This window comes from Pseudomonas sp. Pmew2 (assembly GCF_058129885.1).
The window spans coordinates 314,698-332,387 of the sequence record NZ_CM176702.1 but is presented as its reverse complement, the minus strand read 5'-3'; the positions used below and the strand labels follow the sequence as shown (position 1 = coordinate 332,387).

7 protein-coding genes and 1 pseudogene are annotated in these 17,690 nt (G+C 56.6%); 5 read left to right on the top strand and 3 right to left on the bottom strand.

Annotated features, from left to right (window positions below):
• Nucleotides 1-11: 11 nt before the first annotated feature.
• Nucleotides 12-992 carry an IS5 family transposase gene (locus tag AC4ANK_RS01530; protein ID WP_044424202.1) on the bottom strand — a complete coding sequence of 327 codons (981 nt, stop codon included), beginning with the start codon at nt 990-992 and terminating at the stop codon, nt 12-14.
• Nucleotides 993-1,307: 315 nt separating this feature from the next.
• Between AC4ANK_RS01530 and AC4ANK_RS01525 the strand changes: the two genes are divergently transcribed.
• From AC4ANK_RS01525 to AC4ANK_RS01505, 5 genes and pseudogenes are all read left to right on the top strand, one after another.
• Nucleotides 1,308-2,303, top strand: a complete 996-nt coding sequence (locus AC4ANK_RS01525) for a TIR domain-containing protein (protein ID WP_082301384.1) — start codon at nt 1,308-1,310, stop codon at nt 2,301-2,303.
• A 786-nt stretch (nt 2,304-3,089) separates the two neighbouring features.
• The gene (locus AC4ANK_RS01520; protein WP_002551477.1) at nt 3,090-4,793 is read left to right on the top strand and encodes a ShlB/FhaC/HecB family hemolysin secretion/activation protein; all 1,704 of its coding nucleotides are present in this window, start codon (nt 3,090-3,092) and stop codon (nt 4,791-4,793) included.
• 24 nt (nt 4,794-4,817) lie between these two features.
• Nucleotides 4,818-13,489, top strand: a pseudogene (locus AC4ANK_RS01515) (two-partner secretion domain-containing protein).
• Complete coding sequence (locus tag AC4ANK_RS01510; RefSeq protein ID WP_460384017.1) at nt 13,486-13,824, top strand: hypothetical protein; 339 nt, start codon at nt 13,486-13,488, stop codon at nt 13,822-13,824. The pseudogene AC4ANK_RS01515 and the gene AC4ANK_RS01510 overlap by 4 nt, the downstream one beginning before the upstream one ends.
• A gap of 862 nt (nt 13,825-14,686) precedes the next feature.
• Nucleotides 14,687-15,436 (top strand): IS5 family transposase, encoded by a 750-nt coding sequence (locus AC4ANK_RS01505; protein WP_460382697.1) that lies wholly within the window; start codon nt 14,687-14,689, stop codon nt 15,434-15,436.
• Nucleotides 15,437-15,810: 374 nt separating this feature from the next.
• Here the strand turns inward: AC4ANK_RS01505 and istB are convergent, their stop codons facing one another.
• Complete coding sequence (istB, locus tag AC4ANK_RS01500; RefSeq protein WP_005741073.1) at nt 15,811-16,620, bottom strand: IS21-like element ISPsy4 family helper ATPase IstB; 810 nt, start codon at nt 16,618-16,620, stop codon at nt 15,811-15,813.
• Complete coding sequence (istA, locus tag AC4ANK_RS01495) at nt 16,617-17,639, bottom strand: IS21-like element ISPsy4 family transposase (RefSeq protein WP_002551322.1); 1,023 nt, start codon at nt 17,637-17,639, stop codon at nt 16,617-16,619. Before istA ends, istB begins: the two co-directional genes overlap by 4 nt.
• Between the last annotated feature and the right edge of the window lie 51 nt (nt 17,640-17,690).

Sequence of the window (17,690 nt, the reverse complement as noted above, 5' to 3'; positions counted from 1 at the left end):
GGTTTTCCGTGTTAAGCGCGCAACTCACCCAAACCCATTAGTCGCTTTCGAGCCATCCACAGGTTCGACAGGGCGAACAGCGTGGTCAGTTGGGCCGTGTTTTTCATCAGCCCACGAAAGCGTACTTTCACGTAACCAAACTGGCGCTTGATGACCCGAAACGGATGCTCGACCTTGGCGCGTGTCTGCGCTTTGCAGTACTCGATCTTGCGCTTGGCTTTGTACAACAGGCTGCGTTTGTTCAGCTTGGAATACGTGCTGCGCCGCGCCGCGATTTGCCAGATCACGTTACGATTTTCGTGCTCTTCACGCTTCTCGACACCGGTGTAGCCAGCGTCCGCATAGACCGCGTTTTCTTCCCCGTGGAGCAGTTCGGCGACTTGAGTGACATCGGCCACATTGGCCGCAGTGCCATGGACGTGATGAACCAGTCCAGACTCAACGTCAGCGCCGATGTGGGCCTTCATACCGAAGAAATACTGGTTACCCTTCTTTGTCTGATGCATCTCGGGATCACGCTCGCCGTCTTTGTTCTTGGTCGAGCTTGGGGCATGAATAATGGTGGCATCGACGATGGTGCCCTGGCGTAGCGACAGGCCTTTTTCCTGCAAATAACCGTTGATGACCGCGAGGATTGCAGGAGCCAGTTGATGTTTCTCCAGCAGGTGCCGGAAGTTCATGATCGTGGTGTCTTCCGGTATCGGCGCACTCAACGTCAGGCGTGCAAACTGGCGCATGGGGGTGATTTCGTAGAGCGCTTCTTCCATGGCCGGATCACTCAGGGAGAACCAGTTCTGCAGCAGGTGAATGCGCAGCATGGTTTCCAGCGGATAAGGTTTTCTGCCACCGCCGGCCTTGGGGTAGAACGGTTCGATCAGGCCCAGCAGACCTGTCCAGGGGACGACCTGATCCATCTCGGCGAGGAAGCGTTCGCGGCGTGTCTGCTTGCGCTTGCTGGCATATTCGAAATCGGAAAAGCTCATCTGGCTCATGGGAGGCTCGGATCAGGTGGTCAGGCGATTTTCGCATAACCGGGACTTGTTCGGAGATTCCCTAGGTATCGAAGTATTGAGCAGCGGCCTGAAGCCTACTCTTAAGCTGAGGATTGTAAATTTGACCATTTAGCAGAATTGGTCGGGTAAGGTATAGGAATTCGCTTGGGTTTCTTTCGTCCAGCTTTTTTAGCAGGTTGAAAAAACCCATCCTCCGGCCTGATAGCATCCTCTAGCGGCACATTGGCTTGCGACTGATGCAAGAGCTTATGGCGTCACAGAGGCATGCTCACTTTAGCTTAAAGAGTATTGCACATGGCAACAAAAGAGACTCACGGCTCAATTTTCATTTCATACGCGTGGGGCAATGGTTTCAGTAACAAGGAATGGATCCGGCAGAGCATCCTGAGCAACCTCACATGGAAGTACGATGTTTTCTGGGATCGCGACAGCATCGCGATCGGTGAGTCGATAACTCGTAACATCAGCATTGCTCTCGAACCGCGGCCACTGATAGTCCTGTGTTTGTGCGATCAGGCCTACCTGGATGCAGCTCAGCGCAAGGGGTCAGGCTTGTATGATGAATTGAGCATGCTGTCCAAGATCGCTGATGAGCCTGGTGTGAGGATAGTTCCGTTGATTTTGGAGCCGGGGTGCTCGAAGCGTCTACCTGCACCGTTGACTGGACGTGTTTATTTGGATCTCCAACCTTTACATGAAAAAAATATTGATATCGGAGCAACCATTCTCGGGGTAGCTGAAGGACGGACCCAGTCGCAACTGCAAAGTGGGATAGACAGGCGCGTAGCAGTTTTCAACCTGCGCAATCGCGCTTTGGATTACCTGATGCAGCGTCCTCTTGAGCTTTGGGGTAATGGTAGAACGAATGAGGTGACCGTTCGGCCGGAGTATGGAGCTTCTTTTTTACTAAAACCACCGCAATGGATGTGGCAGAGCAGCTACTGGAACTACTTTCTTAAGGACGAGTTCCCTAATTTTTGCCCCGCCAAAGGACGATGGTATTGGGATTACACCGAAAGCTCGTCAGAAATGCGTCCGTTGGCCACCGCCACGGCAGCGATGTTTTTCCCTCAGCTAACCGGTAGGGATGAACAGGAGCTGCTAAACATGGTTGGCACACTCCTAGCGACGAAGTTTTTCAGGATGAACTATTCCCACGAGCCATTCGTTTTTAACGCGTCGGATCTGGTGAACGCGCTGATTCCCCATGCCGAAGGCTTCGGCATTTTAGAGCAGCTGTTGGATGCCGTAGAAGCTGTTGGCAAGGTCGCTACGCCCTGCTGTGAGTAGATGGACAAAAGGCAAGGTCTTTCATGGGGCTCTTTTCAATATAGCTATTGATACTCTTCCTGATCTTATAACTTCAGCCTCACCAGACCAGTAGCGATGGCCCAAAGCTCATTGAGTTTAGTCGCGTGGTTTTGGCTCGATTTAGTTCTTCCGCTGTGATTCTATTTACGTGCCCTGTGGCATGACTACGACAAGGAACAGAAAATGTATAAAAGAGAGGCATTCGCGCTGGGTGCGGTGGGGCTCATGATGCTGTTCGGATCTATCTCATGCGCGAGTTTCACAGTCACTTTGGTCTTGCACACTTGGAGTATGGCCGTTGATCTCGGCGTGAGAGAGGTGCTCAGCTACATAATAACCACTAGCATTGTGGGCATCCTGTCCCTACTAGCATTGCCGGTGCTTTTTTTGACCGCTGCTGCTATGGCTATGGGACCGTGGATGGAGGATCGGGGTGACTAGCAGTATGCTGGCAAGATGAAGAGCAGGACGAGCGATTTACTAGGCTCTGTACGAAAAGTCGGCGAGCGAAGGTCAGGCGAGCCTGTTTTTAACGAAGCATCACTGAGCGCAGCCACTTTTCGTACAGAGCCTAGAAACCGCATGAGTACTTAGAGGTCAGCGCCAAAATAGAAATTAATGGGAACTTTCTGAGATATGTGTGGTCTGTCTCACAATCGTCACATCTGATGTCACTTTGCCGCTATCTGGCATGGCGCTGAATGTCGTGTTGACTAACCCCGAACAGGCGTAGCTCTCGCCACTAGCGCTTCTAATGGAATATTTATGCTTGCCTCTAAAAGGACATGGCTGGGTTTTTGTGCGCTGCTCTTGGCCACGGGAGCGTTGACGCCTGTTCATGCTGCAACCCCCGGAGAACAGGATTTCATACGTGATCGCCAGGACCGCTTGCTCGAAGAGCAGCGCCGTCGCCTGGAAGAGCTAAAGGACCTGCCAGGCAAGCAGACCACGCCGACAACCCCCGCCACGCCCGCCGATACCCGCTGCTTCACTATCAATCGCATCGAACTCAAGGGGGCGGATTCCATATCACCCGCTGAGCGCGATGCACTGATCAAGCCGTTTCAGGGCAAATGCCTTGGCGTTGCTCAGCTCAATGAACTGCTGAAGGCCATCACCGACCATTACATCGACAAAGGTCTGGTGACCACTCGGGCCTATCTGCCGCAGCAGGATCTGTCCAAGGGTGACCTGCAGGTGCTGGTCATCGAGGGCAAGCTAGAGAATCTGCGCAGTGACGCTGCCAGCGGCCTCTCGAATCGCGAACTGGCCATGGCCTTTCCGGGTAAAGAGGGCCAGTTACTCAATCTGCGGGAAATCGAGCAGATGGTTGATCAGCTCAACCGCCTTCCGTCCAATCAGGCGCAAATGGAGCTGACGCCGGGCCAGGCTGTTGGCGGTAGCGATGTTGTGGTCAAAAATACCCCGCAGAAGCCTTGGCGTGCCAACCTATCGCGCAATAACGAAGGCCAGCGCAGTACTGGCGAGCAGCAGTGGAACGTGGGTCTGGACTGGGACAGCCCGCTGGGTCTTGCCGATCAGTTGAGTCTGCGCGGCGGTCATGATGCGGTCAGCGACCACCAGCAAGCCTCGCACAACGGCCTTCTGTCATACAGCCTGCCGTGGGGCTGGTGGACTTTCAGCTATCTGTATAGCGAAACCGAATATCGCTCGCAGGCCGAAGCCGATGGCTTTAAGTTCAACCAGGATGGCGACAGCCAGAACCATCAGTTTCGTGCCGAGCGCGTGATCCACCGCGATTCGGTCAGCAAGACCTCGCTTAACGCCGGTCTGGCGTACCTGCGCACCAACAACTACGTCGAGGACAGCAAGCTGGCCTTGAGCAGCAACCGCATCACCGAAGCACAATTCGGCATCAACCACGGCCGACGAGTCGGGTCTGCATTCGTCAACATTGACCTGGGTATGCAGCAGGGCATCGGCTTACTGGATGCTCAAGGCAATCACGATCCGGGGCCGGGTGAGGCCGATGCGCGCTATCGCAAGTACACCGGCACCATCAGCTACCTGCATCCGTTTCAGCTATGGGGCGAAAATCTGGCCTTCACCAGCCTGGCCACAGGGCAACGCAGCGAGGACGTGCTGTTCAGTCCACAACGTCTGAGCCTCGGCGGTTCGTCATCGGTGCGCGGTTACAAGGACGAGTTTCTGTCCGGCGACAGTGGCGGTTACTGGCGTAATGAAATACGTCTGACGCGTCCGGTAGCGCTGGACTGGCTGCGCCCGGTGTTCACTGAATACGGCGCCGCTGCTGGCTACGATCAGGGGGTTATCCGCAATGATCGTTATAACGGCCAAAACCATGGTCGGTTGTCCAGCAACTCATTGGAATTGTTTACCCGCGGCCAGCACGTCGCTGCGTCCGTCACCTTTGCCCATTCCCTGGAACGTCCCGACGTGATCGAGCGTGAAGCGCCGATCTACTTCCGCATGGACTTTTTCCTTTAATAAAGCTGCTCCGAGGTCGCCCACATGGACGCTCATCAACTGGCTCTGCTGGCACGTCAGCCCTCTGCTGCAGTAGCCGAGCGCACGCGATTTCTGGGCATTCCCAAGCGCCTGCTGGCGTTGCTGCTGGCCAACGTCATGTTCTGGCAACCGATCTGGGCGCAGGCCGACGGGATAGCAGTCAGCGGTACCACCAATACGTCCGTAGGCCAGGCAGGCAACGGTGTGCCGGTCATCAACATTGCCGCTCCCAACGCGGCAGGGCTGTCGCATAACCAGTACCAGCAGTACAACGTCGACAGCAAGGGTGTGATTCTCAACAACGCGACCAATGCCATACAAGCCACCCAACTGGGCGGCAATATTCTCGGCAATAGCCAGCTGGGCGGACGTGCCGCCAGCACCATCCTCAATGAAGTAACTGGCGCCAATGCCAGCCAGCTCAATGGCTACACCGAGGTGGCCGGGCAGGCAGCCCGCGTGATCATTGCCAACCCTTATGGCGTCACCTGCAGCGGCTGCGGCTTTATCAACACGCCTCGTGTCACCCTCAGCACTGGCAAGCCGGTACTCGATGCGAATGGCAAACTCGACCATTTTGCCGTGGACGGCGGCAGCGTCACGATCGATGGCAAAGGCCTGGATGCAAGCGCAGTCGACCAATTCGATTTGATCACCCGTTCTGCGAAGATCAACGCCGATATCTACGCAAAACAACTCAACATCGTCACCGGTGCCAACGACGTCAACGCCGACACGCTGGCGACCACACAGCGTGCTGCCAATGCCGCCGACAAGCCGCAACTGGCCATTGATTCCTCTGCGCTTGGCGGTATGTACGCCAACGCGATCAAGCTGGTCGGCACCGAACAGGGTGTCGGCGTAAAGACGGCAGGCAATATGGCTGCCAGTGGCGGCGATATTCAGATAGACGCCAACGGTCACCTGAACATGGCGCAGGCCTCGGCGCAGGGCGCTTTGAACATCAACGCGGCTAGCGTCGAGATGACCGGCAAGGCCTACGCGGCAAGCGCCAACGTGCGCACCCCGGGTGAACTCGTCAACCAGCAAAGCCTGGCGGCTCGTGGCCGTGTGGAGATCAACGCAGCCAAAGTCACAAACGCGGGCACGATCGCGTCAGGGATCGAAGCGGACAACAGCCGCAACGCGAGCGGTGACGTCACGATCAACGCGCCGGTGGTCGTCAACACAGGCAGCATAGAAGCCAGTCGCGCACTGACGATCAATGCGGCTCAGACCCTCAACAACCAGAGCGTGGTGCAAGGCGGCGCGGTCAACCTGACCAGCGGCCAGATCATTAATCAGGGATTGGCGGCACGTCTCGTCGGTGAACAGTCGCTGTTCATCTCGACCCCGGCCATCGTCAACCTGTCCGGCGTGATTCGTTTTGCTACCGGGCAGGCGGCCAGCCTGCAACTCGACAGCCTCGATAACCGCGAAGGCCTGATTCAGGCAACGGGCGGCAGCCTGGCGATCAGCGCGGGCGCACTGGACAACAGTGCCGGTCAGATCGACGCCGGTAGCCTTACGGTTGCGTCCACCACGCTCAACAACCGCTCCGGCTTGTTGTCAGCTCGTGCGGGCGATGCACGTGTGACGGCGCGCAACACGCTGGATAACACCGGCGGCACCGTTCAGGCGCAGAACCTGTTGAGCGTCACCGGTGGCAATGTTCTTAACCAGAGCGGCAGCCTGTTGGGGACGAGCATCAACGTGACTGCGCCGGGCGCGCAAATCGACAACCGTAGCGGCCTGATTCAGGCATCTGGCGGCAGCCTGACGATCAGTGCGGATGCACTGGATAACAGTGCGGGTCAGATCGATGGCAATAGCCTTACCGTTGCGTCCACTTCGCTCAATAACCGCTCCGGCCTGCTGTCGGCCCGTGCGGGCGATGCACGGGTTACGGCGACCGGCATACTGGATAACACCGGCGGCACAGTGCAGGCGCAAAACCTGCTGAGCATCACCGGTGGCAATGTCCTGAACCAGACTGGCCGCCTGCTGGCAGTCACCGGTAATCTCGACCTTAACGCGACAGGCTTGGATAACCGCAGTGGCAGCGTGCTGGGGGCCGGCGTCAACGTAAGCGCGCCCGGTGCGCAGATCGATAACCGTGGCGGCAAAATCGTCGGTGACCGCATCGACCTGAACGCCGCCGGTCTCGACAACCGCGAGCAAGGCCTGCTGGCAGCCGGCACGCAGGGCATGGCCCTGAGCTTTGCCCCGACGGCGAGCCAGGCTCAGTTGCTTAACAGCGGCGGCCAGATTCAGAGCGACGGCGGCCTGCTGCTCAGCGGCGCATGGCTGGACAACAGCGCCGGTACGTTGCTTGGCCAGAACGTGCTGATCGACGCACCACGGCTGATCAACGACAACAACGGCGCAGTGGTCAGCAATGGCGGCGACGTGACTCTGAAAGTCAGCAACCTGCTGAGCAACATGACCGGCATCATTGATGCGGGTAGCAGCCTGGTCACGATCAGCGGTTCGTCTGACCTCAACAATCAGGGCGGCAGCATTCGTGGCAAACAGCTGAGCCTGCAAGCAACCACCCTGCGCAACGGCCAGCAAGGCCAACTGGTCGCGGGCAGCGGCGGGCTGACCTACACCGGCGGCACGCTGGATAACAACGGCGGGACGCTGCTCACCAGTGGCGGCACCACGCGGCTGGCGCTGGGCAGCGGCACCGTCAGCAACGTCGGCGGTACGATTCAGGGCGACACGGTAAACATCACCGCCGCTTCGCTGGACACCAGCAGCGATGGCAGCAAGGCGGGCATGGTCTCCAGTCTGGTCGACAGCCTGACCTTGAACGTGGGCTCGGTGACCAGCAATGCGGGCAAACTCTTCGCCAAAACCTCGCTGGTATCGACTGGCACCACACTGTCGAACACCAATGGCGCCCAGCTCAGCGGCGACAGCGTCAACCTCACCGCCACCAACCTGATCAACCGTAGCGGCCTGATCGAATCCAATACCACGCTGAATCTGCAAGGCGGCTCGCTGGACAACACCTCGGGGCAACTGCGCGCCTTGGGTAACGTGGTCAATAACAATGCTGGCATCAACAACACAGGCACCGGCGCACTGCGCGCCCTGACCTCTGACACCAGCACTTTCGATTTCGCCGGCAGCATCACCAATCAGAGCGGCCGTATCGAAGTCGGCAACACCGACTTTGCCCTGAAGGCAAATGCTCTGGACAACCGCGCAGGCAGCATCGAGCACGCCAACACCGGGCTGCTGACACTGGACTTCAAGCGGGTCAGCGGGGCGGGCGGCAGCATTACCGCGCTGGGCAGTGGGGACTGGAATTTCGGCGCTGTCGATGGGCTGGGCAATGTGCAGCTCAACAACGCCTTGACCTACACCAGTGATTCGCTGGCATTGCTGGCCGGTGACCGGCTGGCCAGCGGCACCGGTCTGACCCTCAACCTGAACAGCCTCAACAACGGTGGCGAACTGCTCAGCGATGGCGACCTGACCCTCAACCTGAACGGCGATCTGACCAACAGCGGTCGTTTGTCTGCACAAAATCTGTTGACCATCAAAGCCAGCAACGTCAGCCAGAACGGCGGTCGTATCGGCGCGGGTAAAGACACGCGCCTTGACCTGGGCGGCACTCTCGACAATCTCGGCTACCTGACCGCTCGCCAGAACCTGCGCATCGACGCAGCGCAGATCGACAACCGCGGCACATTGGGCGCACAGGGCGCCGTTAACCTCAATGCCAGCAACGCCATCACCAACAGCGCCGACTCGCTACTGTTCAGCGGCGGCGCAATGGCCTTGCGCACCGGCACGTTTAGCAACCTGTACGGCGACGTGTACAGCGGTGGTGATTTGAGCGTGGCCAATCTTGACGGCAGCGCCGCACAACGCTTCAGCAATTTGTCCGGCACGGTGGAAAGCGAAGGCGCAATCAGCATCAATGCCACCGCCGTGGAAAACGCCAAGGCCGAGTTCGAGTTGGGGCAGAAGATCGTCAATGGCAGTCTTGACTGGCAGTGTGGTCAGCATTGTGACGGCCACGACTCGTTCAAGCGCGGCGCGATTACCATCCAGCAGACGCTGCTGGAAACCGCCACCAAGGATTCCCCGTCGGCCCGACTGGTCGCAGGCAAGGACCTGACCATTCAGGCGGGTAATGTCCAGAACCGTTACAGCCTGCTGGCCGCCAACGGCAACCTGAGCATCACTGCCAACGACTTGCTCAACCAGGGCGCCTCAGAGCGCACCGGGCAGAACAGCATCTCGATCGGTACACCAGGGCGGATCGACACCGGCTACTGGGACCAGATGGAGTTTGTCGACATCCCGGCCTTCAAAGCCGCTGTGGCTGCTGGCAACTTTGACTTGGCACGTTTTGAAGTGCTGAAGGCTCGTTCCTCCGACAGTCGCTTTGAAGAACAAAGCAATGTCACTGTGTGGACAGACAGCCCGCAGCCCAAATACGCCGCCACGCTTCAAGCGGGTGGTACGGTCAACCTGAACGTCGCCCGCACTGTGCAAAACGGCTCGCTGCGCGCCAACAATACCCCGGAAATACTCACCGGAAAGCTGGGGGAGGATCAGACAGGTATCAAGGTCGGTGGCATCGACATTACCATCAACAAACAGGCCACCGACGCGAGCACTGCGACCGTGGCGTCGGTCAAGCCCGTCCAGCGCGTCGCCGCCGATGGCAGCGTGCAGACCGTTTTCACTCCGGTGGACTACAGCGGCATTCCGTTCGCCTCCGTGGACCCGACCGCTGGCGCGACCTTCCAGCTGCCCAAAGGCGATTACGGACTGTTCATTCGCAACCCTGACCCGACCAGCAGCTACCTGATCGAAACCAACCCGAACCTGACCAACCTGTCGAAGTTCCTCGGGTCCGATTACATCCTGAGTCGCCTCAACATCAGCCCCGACAACAACTGGCGTCGTCTGGGTGACGGCCTGTACGAACAGCGCCTGATACGCGACGCAGTACTGGCACAAACAGGACAGCGCTTCCTCGCCGACGGCCTCACCAGCGATTACGACCAGTACCGCTATCTCATGGACAACGCGCTGGCCAGCAAAAGCGCCCTGAACCTCAGCCTCGGCGTCGCGCTGAACGCCGAACAGGTCAGCGCCCTGACCCACGACATCGTGTGGATGGAAAACCGTATCGTCGACGGCCAGAAAGTCCTTGTACCGGTGCTGTACCTGGCACAGGCAGACTCACGCAACCTGCGCGGGAACAGCCTCATCCAGGGCCGCGACCTGAACCTGATCTCGGGCGGCGACCTGATCAACGTCGGAACCCTGCGCGCCAGTAACAACCTCAACGTCAGCAGCGGTGGCAGCATTTATCAGGGTGGCCTGGTAGACGCGGGCAATAACCTGCAGATGATCGCGCAGGACAGCATTCGCAACGCGATGGCCGGCGAGATTCGTGGCGGGCAGGTCAGCCTCACAGCCGTCAAAGGCGACATCCTCAACGACCGCACCGCCATCCAGGTGCGTGACGGCGCGGGTATGCGCACCGTAACCGACGCGGGCAGCACCATCACCGCTCGTGAAAACCTCGCCCTCAACGCCGGTCGCGATATCACCAATTACGGGGGTATGAGTGCCAAGGGCGACCTGTCGCTCAAGGCCGGTAACGACATCAACCTGCTGGCCAAAACCGACAGCAGCGAAAAGCACGAACTGTTTGATGGCGGGCACAAGTCGGTCATCACCACGGATGTGAAGAATCTGAGTTCAACCGTGACGGCGGGCGGCGATCTTGGGATTGATGCGGGGCGGGATATTAATGTTCTGGCCAGTAAGGCCAAGGCGGGCAACGACTTGAGGCTGGCTGCAGGTCAGGACATTAACGTCAGTTCGGCGGGCGATGTTTACAACATCGCGACCAAAACCAAGGACGGCAAAAAACGTATCACTGAAGCCAACGACCGCACCACCCAGCTTGCCAGCGAACTGACCGCAGGCAACAACGTGAGCGTCCAGGCTGGCCGCAACACCACGCTTGTCGCCAGCAAGATCACCGCCGGCAACGAAGCGTACCTGTACAGCGGCAACACCCTCAGCCTGCTAGCCGCGCAGGACAGCACACACACCCTTTACGACATGAAGGCAAAGGGCAGCTTCGGGGCGAAAAAAGCCCAGCGCGATGAAGTCACCCAGACCACCAACGTCGGTACTGAAATCCGCACTGCTGGCAACCTCACACTGGCCAGCAACGGCGATCAGCTGTACCAGGTCGCCAAGCTGAAAAGCGGCCAGGACCTGACCCTGCAAAGCGGCGGGGCAGTGACCTTCGAAGGCGTGAAAGACCTGCACGACGAGAGCCATACCAAGAGCAAGAGCGACATGGCCTGGTTCTCGATGAAGGGCAAAGGCAACACCGATGAAACCCTGCGCCAGAGCGAACTGGTCGCCCAGGGCCAAACCGTGATCCAGGCCGTGAACGGGCTGAAGATCGACGTCAAACAGGTCAATCAACAAACCGTCAGCCAGACCATCGACACCATGGTCAAGGCCGACCCGCAACTGGCCTGGATCAAGGACGCCGAGAAGCGCGGGGATGTGGATTGGCGGCAGGTGAAAGAGCTTCACGACTCGTTCAAATACAGCCACTCGGGCATGGGCCAGGGAGCGATGCTGGCGGTGATCATCATCGTCACAGTTTTAACGGCAGGCGGGGCGAGTGCGCTGGCAGGAGGCGCAGCAGGTGCGACCGCAGGTTCGGGAAGCGCCATGGCGGCAGCAACCACCACTCAAGCTCTCGCAGCTGGCGCTTCTTATACAGCTGCCGGCTGGGGTAACGTAATGGCCACGGCAGCACTGACGTCCATGGCCAGCACCGGCGCGGTGAGCGTCATCAACAACAAGGGCAATCTGGGCACTGCTCTCAATGATACCTTTGGCAGCGACAGCCTGAAGAACGCCACCATTGGCGCATTGACTGCCGGTGCGTTGAACTATGCCGACAGCACCTGGTTTCAGGGTGCAAGCCCGGCCAACGGAAATGGGCGAAGGTCATCACAGGTGGGCCGGTACAAAATCCGGGCTACTCCAGCGAATGGCTCAGTTGGCAGAAAGCGCAGGATGCAGTCGTGCGCAGCGGCACGCATGCGGTTATCGAGAGCGGCATCTCCACGGCCATTAACGGCGGTAGCCTGAAAGACAATCTGGGCTCTGCGTTGGTGTCGCAAGGTTTTGACCTGGCAGCTGCCGTTGGCAACAAAAACCTAGGTGACTTTGCAGACTACATGGATCTGAGCCCCGGCTCGGCAGAGAAAATCTTTCTGCACGCCATGCTGGGCGGCGCACTGTCAGCCGCCCGTGGGGGAGACTTCAAAACCGGCGCAATTGCTGCCGGAGCGGCTGAGGGGCTGACGGGCGTCGCGACGGATAACCTCGGCAAGTACCTGGATACCCGTTTTGTGACGGACGATCAGTTCCGCGTCGCGACGGCCCAGATCGTCGGCATTGCGGCGGGCTCACTGGTGAACGGCGATCCGAATGATGCTGCGTGGGTGGCGGGGAATGTTGAGCGTTATAACGCTCAGTTGCATAAGCCTCAAACGACTGCACTGGAAAAACTGAGAACGCTCAATCCAGAGCTTTCAGATCGTCTGAATGATGCTGCGTGCGCATTGTCCCAGTGCGCGGCCTCTATTCCGGTCGATGATCCACGGTACGGTAACTTCAAAGAGCGTCAGGATCGCGGTGAAGGCTACAAAACCGAAATTGCAATGCTGCAGGCAACAGGAGAGTTTGGAGGTCGTAGCTGGACAGATCGCAGCGATGACTTCCTGAATGCCCACGGCAACGTTGTTCAAGCTGCGGATGCGAGCGTGGACACTGCCTCAGGCATTGTCGGTGGCGTAGGCAGTTATGCTGGCATGATGGCTACTTCGCCGGTCTGTGTAGGCGTCTTGACCTGTGCTCTACCGGCTGGGTTAGGTGTGTTGGGCACCCAGCAACTGGTGGGCGCGTGGGACTCCGCAAGTCAGATCAATGCGGGCTTCATATCCGACCAGCCTGGGCGAGTAGAGGCTGCTTTTAACCTTGACACGTTCCCTGGCGAGTCGAGCATAACCAAAGACCTGGCGGCCAGCGCCGGTCAGTCCGTGCTCGAAATGAGCGTGTTTGGATTGGCAGGAAAGTATTTCAACAGCCTTTCTGCTGCGGATACGGTGGTGTTTCCGCGAGGCGGTGAGAGTGTTAGGGGGGCAACTGGAGAAATAGTTGACGCTCTAGACCCTGTACAAGCAGCACGCCAACGTCAGGCTGCTATGCTTGAAGAAAATAAAGGTTTCAATATGAGCCCGATTGGTTGGGATAAATATCCGACCATTGGCCGTAATGGAACCTATATTACCGATGGAGAGGCAATCTCCAGTATTACCGGACCTCTAAATATCGGTGGGGAAACGGTGATCACTAGATTACAGGCAGCCCAGCTTGAACAGGCAATGGGGTTGGAGCAGGGTTCTATGGCTAGTGGATTCAAGGTGCGTCAAGTAGACGGAATTACTGAAATGTCCCCGAATAGTCCCCTTCAAGGAAACGAGTACTTTCAAGGTGCAGGTCAGCATCTTCCAGGCGGTGCGCCGGAGATGGTTATCGATTCAATTCCTACGATTGATTCTGCGAAAGTGAAAACCATTACGACGGTGATAGTGAAATGAGTGTTGATGCAAGAGCCTTTGTTTCGGAAGGAGCATTATCTGAAATAGTAGTAAAAGTCATAGATGATAGCGTGATTGAATTTCTTTTAGGTATAGGTTTTGTCGCTGCACCATGTAAGGAGCAAAAAAAACTATCATTGACGGCGCCCGATCAAGACTTTAAGGCAAAGATATTCTCAATATTGAGAGATGAGGGGGTTTGCTTTTCCGCTGGTCCAGATTGGTGTCCTGCTGAAGTATTTGAGTTTTTGAGGGATCAAAAAATACTGACCGGGAATTATCGAAAAATAATATGGCATGGGCCGGGAAAGTTGAAAATACTCGAAGATTGTTAGTTGCAAGACTTTTGAGTTTTATTAGTTGCTGCAAAAGCAACAGGCGAAGTCGTGTGCTTCCGCACCTGTTGTTATTTCTGGTACTGCTGGGCAGGTGTTGTTCGTACAAATGCCGAAGACTGGTGAGCACCGAGTGATAACTGGGATGACCTTGGTATGGCCAAATCTTAAGTGCTGAAAATCGGGCCACGATTGCTGAAGGAAAGACTCCGAAAGTTGCCGATGTTGCAGAATTGATCCAGCTGCCGAAATTTCGCTGACCCAAGCTTCTATTTCGCAAAGCGTTTGCAGGTCTGACTTCGGATTGAATAGTTATGGGGCAACACCAAGTCGGCAGCAAGGTCAATTCTGCTTCAGCGCTAACAGCTAACCCAAATCTAGGTGCTGGGAATTTTGATCAGATATTTGTTCCGAATTTTGAGAACATACTCGCCGCCCTGTACTACATTCGTTTTAAAAATAAGTGAGTGTACGGTATGGTAGATACTAAAAATGGTTATTTTTTAATTGATAATGAATTTATTCTTAAACCTCGGCTGACGAAGGTTGAGCTTGAAAAGGGATTGGGTGTTCATATCGAATCAAGCACGAATGGAGATTGGTCATCTTGCGTAAGCAGTCCACACATAGTTTTTGGACAAAGATCAAATATGCATTTTGACTTTTATCGTGATGCCTTGATTGGTTTTAAATTTACAGTTAGCAGCTCCGTAAATTCTGAGCTCGCTGCTCTTAGGGAGTTGCATGACAAAATACTCGAAGACTTGCTAGGGTCTGTTCCCGTTTCGACGTAACCCATTGATCTCTATGAGAACAGGCCCGTATTGTTGGAGTTCTCACACAACACCAATACGAGCCTGCAATGCCCCGATTAATGCTCAGTGATGAGCACTGGCCGAAGCTTCGAGAAATTTTGCTGCACGAATCGATCTACAACAAGCGAGATTTGCGCACCACGGTTGAAGGCATGCTGTACCGCATGCGTGTGGGTTGCCCTTGGCGAGACCTGCCGAAAGCGTTTGGAAACTGGAGCAAGGTCTACAAGCGGTTCAATGCCTGGTCTGCTTCAGGCAAGTGGGTCAAGGTGCTTGAGGTGCTGATGACCGATCCTGACATGGAGTGGGTTTTCATTGATGGCAGCTATGTAAAGGCTCATCAGCACAGTGCAGGTGCTGCCAGCACGCAGGACCAGGCCATCGGAAAAAGCCGAGCCGGTAACACCAGCAAGATTCACCTGGCTGTAGACGCTTGTGGGCTGCCCATTGCATTTGACGTGACCGGAGGCCAGACCAATGATTGTTCGCAGGCGGCCTCGTTGATTGCCAAGATGCCCAATGCAGAAGTGATCATTGCGGACAAGGGCTACGACACTGAAGCGATACGCGCTCAGGTCGAGCAGCAAGGCAGCAAAGTGGTGATTCCACGAAAGCGCAATTCTCTGAAAGGGAACGCAGATCTGGACAAAGGGTTATATCGCAATCGACATCTCGTAGAAAACGCCTTTGCCCGGTTGAAGCATTTCCGGGCGGCGGCTTCTCGGTTCGACAAACTCAAGAGAAACTATGAAAGCGTCATAGCAATGGCCTGCGCTTTTCTGTGGCTGCCAATGTGAAACGGGAACAGACCCTAGGCAAGGCTGATAAAAAAAACGAGAATATGATTTCTTATGAATTTTTTTGGGGCGTTGTAACTTCTTACCTGGATCCGAAAGGAGGCTCTTGTTGTGTTGGTGTGCGATGGAGTTGAGATTTTAAAGTCTTTTAGACAGTTTATTCGTGTTTTAAAAGAGCTGGAGTCCTGGAAGATTTTATTGAAGAGCTCGTGAGGGTTGATTCACAAGAAATGGTCGATTTCTTAGGCCGCCGTATCGAGGCGCAGCCAGATTCGCCTAAATGCGAGCATGATCCATAGTGATAAACTCAGCCTCGGTACGGTGCCTGTCAACGCCAACTAAAAAGTGACCCCCTTCCGTGCTAAATCGCCAACTTAGTTTTGACCCCCCTCGGGTTCATATTTTCGAGCCGGTTCGGCCCGAGAAGATTTGGTTCCTGCTTTGCGCTTGTCCTTGAGTCGATAGCTTTCACCTGTCATCTGCACGATATGGGCATGATGTAACAGCCTGTCCAGCATGGCCGCTGTCAGTGTTTGATCATCCGCAAAGGTTCCGGCCCACTGGGTAAACGGCAAGTTACTCGTGAGGATCAGGCTGCCTTGCTCGTAGCGCTTGGCGACAACATTGAAGAACAGGTTGGCTTCATCACGACCAAACGGCAGGTAGCCGATTTCATCGATGACCAACAACCCAGGGGCCATCACCACACGACTGAAGTATTCCTTGAGCCGTTCCTGGCGGTGCGCAGCGGTCAGTTGCAGCATCAAGTCAGCCGCCGTGACGAAGCGGGTTTTGATACCGGCCATCACTGCCCGGTAGGCCAGGGCGATAGCCAGGTGGCTCTTGCCTACACCACTAGGCCCCAGGAACACGATGTTCTCGGCACGTCCAACAAAACTCAGTGCTGCCAGCTCCTGGAGCTGTGCCCGGGGGACGCCGGTGGCAAACGCGAAGTCGTATTGCTCCAGCGTTTTCACAGCGGGCAGCGCGGCAGTTTTCAGCAGGGCCTGTCGAGAGCGTTCACTTCGGGCATCGGTCTCGGCAGCCAGCAGCTTTTCGAGGAAGTCGGCAAAGCTGTCTTCGCCGCTTGCTGCTTGTTGGGCCAGGTGCGGCCAGTCCACCCCGACGCGCTCAAGCTTTAGCCCCTTGCATAGTTCTGTCAGGCGAGCATGTTGAAGGTTCATGCTCTCACCTCCAGCAGTTGCTCATAAACCGACAGCGGATGCTGCAAGCTCTCGTACGGCAGGACCCGTCCCAGGCGTAGGCCTTGGGCGGGTTGTGGGCGCAGGCTCTGTGTTGGCAGTGGTAATAGTACCTGCTGCTCTTGGGCCAGACGTACCGCCGGTTGAACACCCGTCGTGCCGTGAATCCGCTGATGAGCGACTTCGTCGAGCCATTGGCCGATATGTGCGTTGGCCGTCACCACATCCAGCGTCAGACCCGCACTCTTGAGCGTAGCGGCCAACGGGGTAATGAAACTGCCCTTCAGATACCCGTTGAAGCGCTCAACCTTGCCCTTGGTCTGGGCACGGTAAGGGCGGCAGACCTTGGGAATAAAACCAAACTCATCGGCCAGCGCAGCCAATCGGGGATGCCAACGGTGCTGGCCCTCCCCAAAAGCATCTCGCTCGGTGATGATGGTTCCGGCGTTATCAAACAATGCCTGCTCGGGCACGCCGCCAAAGTAAGCGAACGCCTCCCGAAGCCCTGTCAGCCAGGCTTCGCTGTCCTCTCGCTCGGAGAAACGGACAAAGCTTGCTCGACTAAAACCAAGTGTCGCCACGAACGCCTTAAGCGGCTGACGGCCTCGTCGAATGGTGGTGAAGTCCACCTGTATCTGCTTGCCGGGCAGTGTCTCGAAACGTACCACCGGCTCTTCTGCCTTACGTTTGAAGGGGCGAATATAAGCCTTCAGACGACTGACGCCGCCGCTGTACCCCAATGCCGTGATCTCACGCAGCAGGACGGTCGCCGGAATCCAGTGTGGGCGCGCCGCCTCAATACGCTCGTGCAGGTAGTCCTTGAAGGGGTCGATTTTGCACGGACGTGCGGGTCTCACCTTGTCACTGGGTAGCGACCGGGCCTTTCGCAGGTACTTGCGCACGGTGTTACGCGAAATACCCAGCTCACGGGCGATGAATTTGATGCCATGGCCCTGACGGGCCAACACTTTAATTTCCACAGACTGCTCCTGGGTCAACATATTGGCAGCTCAAAGCCGCCAGTTTTACCCAGGGGGGTCAATTCTAGGTTG

Excerpts from the sequence above, each read along its gene's own strand:
- AC4ANK_RS01530 (WP_044424202.1), bottom strand. The coding sequence starts at position 992 with ATGAGCCAGATGAGCTTTTCCGATTTCGAATATGCCAGCAAGCGCAAG.
- AC4ANK_RS01525 (WP_082301384.1), top strand. The coding sequence starts at position 1,308 with ATGGCAACAAAAGAGACTCACGGCTCAATTTTCATTTCATACGCGTGG.
- AC4ANK_RS01520 (WP_002551477.1), top strand. The coding sequence starts at position 3,090 with ATGCTTGCCTCTAAAAGGACATGGCTGGGTTTTTGTGCGCTGCTCTTG.
- AC4ANK_RS01510 (WP_460384017.1), top strand. The coding sequence starts at position 13,486 with ATGAGTGTTGATGCAAGAGCCTTTGTTTCGGAAGGAGCATTATCTGAA.
- AC4ANK_RS01505 (WP_460382697.1), top strand. The coding sequence starts at position 14,687 with ATGCCCCGATTAATGCTCAGTGATGAGCACTGGCCGAAGCTTCGAGAA.
- istB (WP_005741073.1), bottom strand. The coding sequence starts at position 16,620 with ATGAACCTTCAACATGCTCGCCTGACAGAACTATGCAAGGGGCTAAAG.
- istA (WP_002551322.1), bottom strand. The coding sequence starts at position 17,639 with ATGTTGACCCAGGAGCAGTCTGTGGAAATTAAAGTGTTGGCCCGTCAG.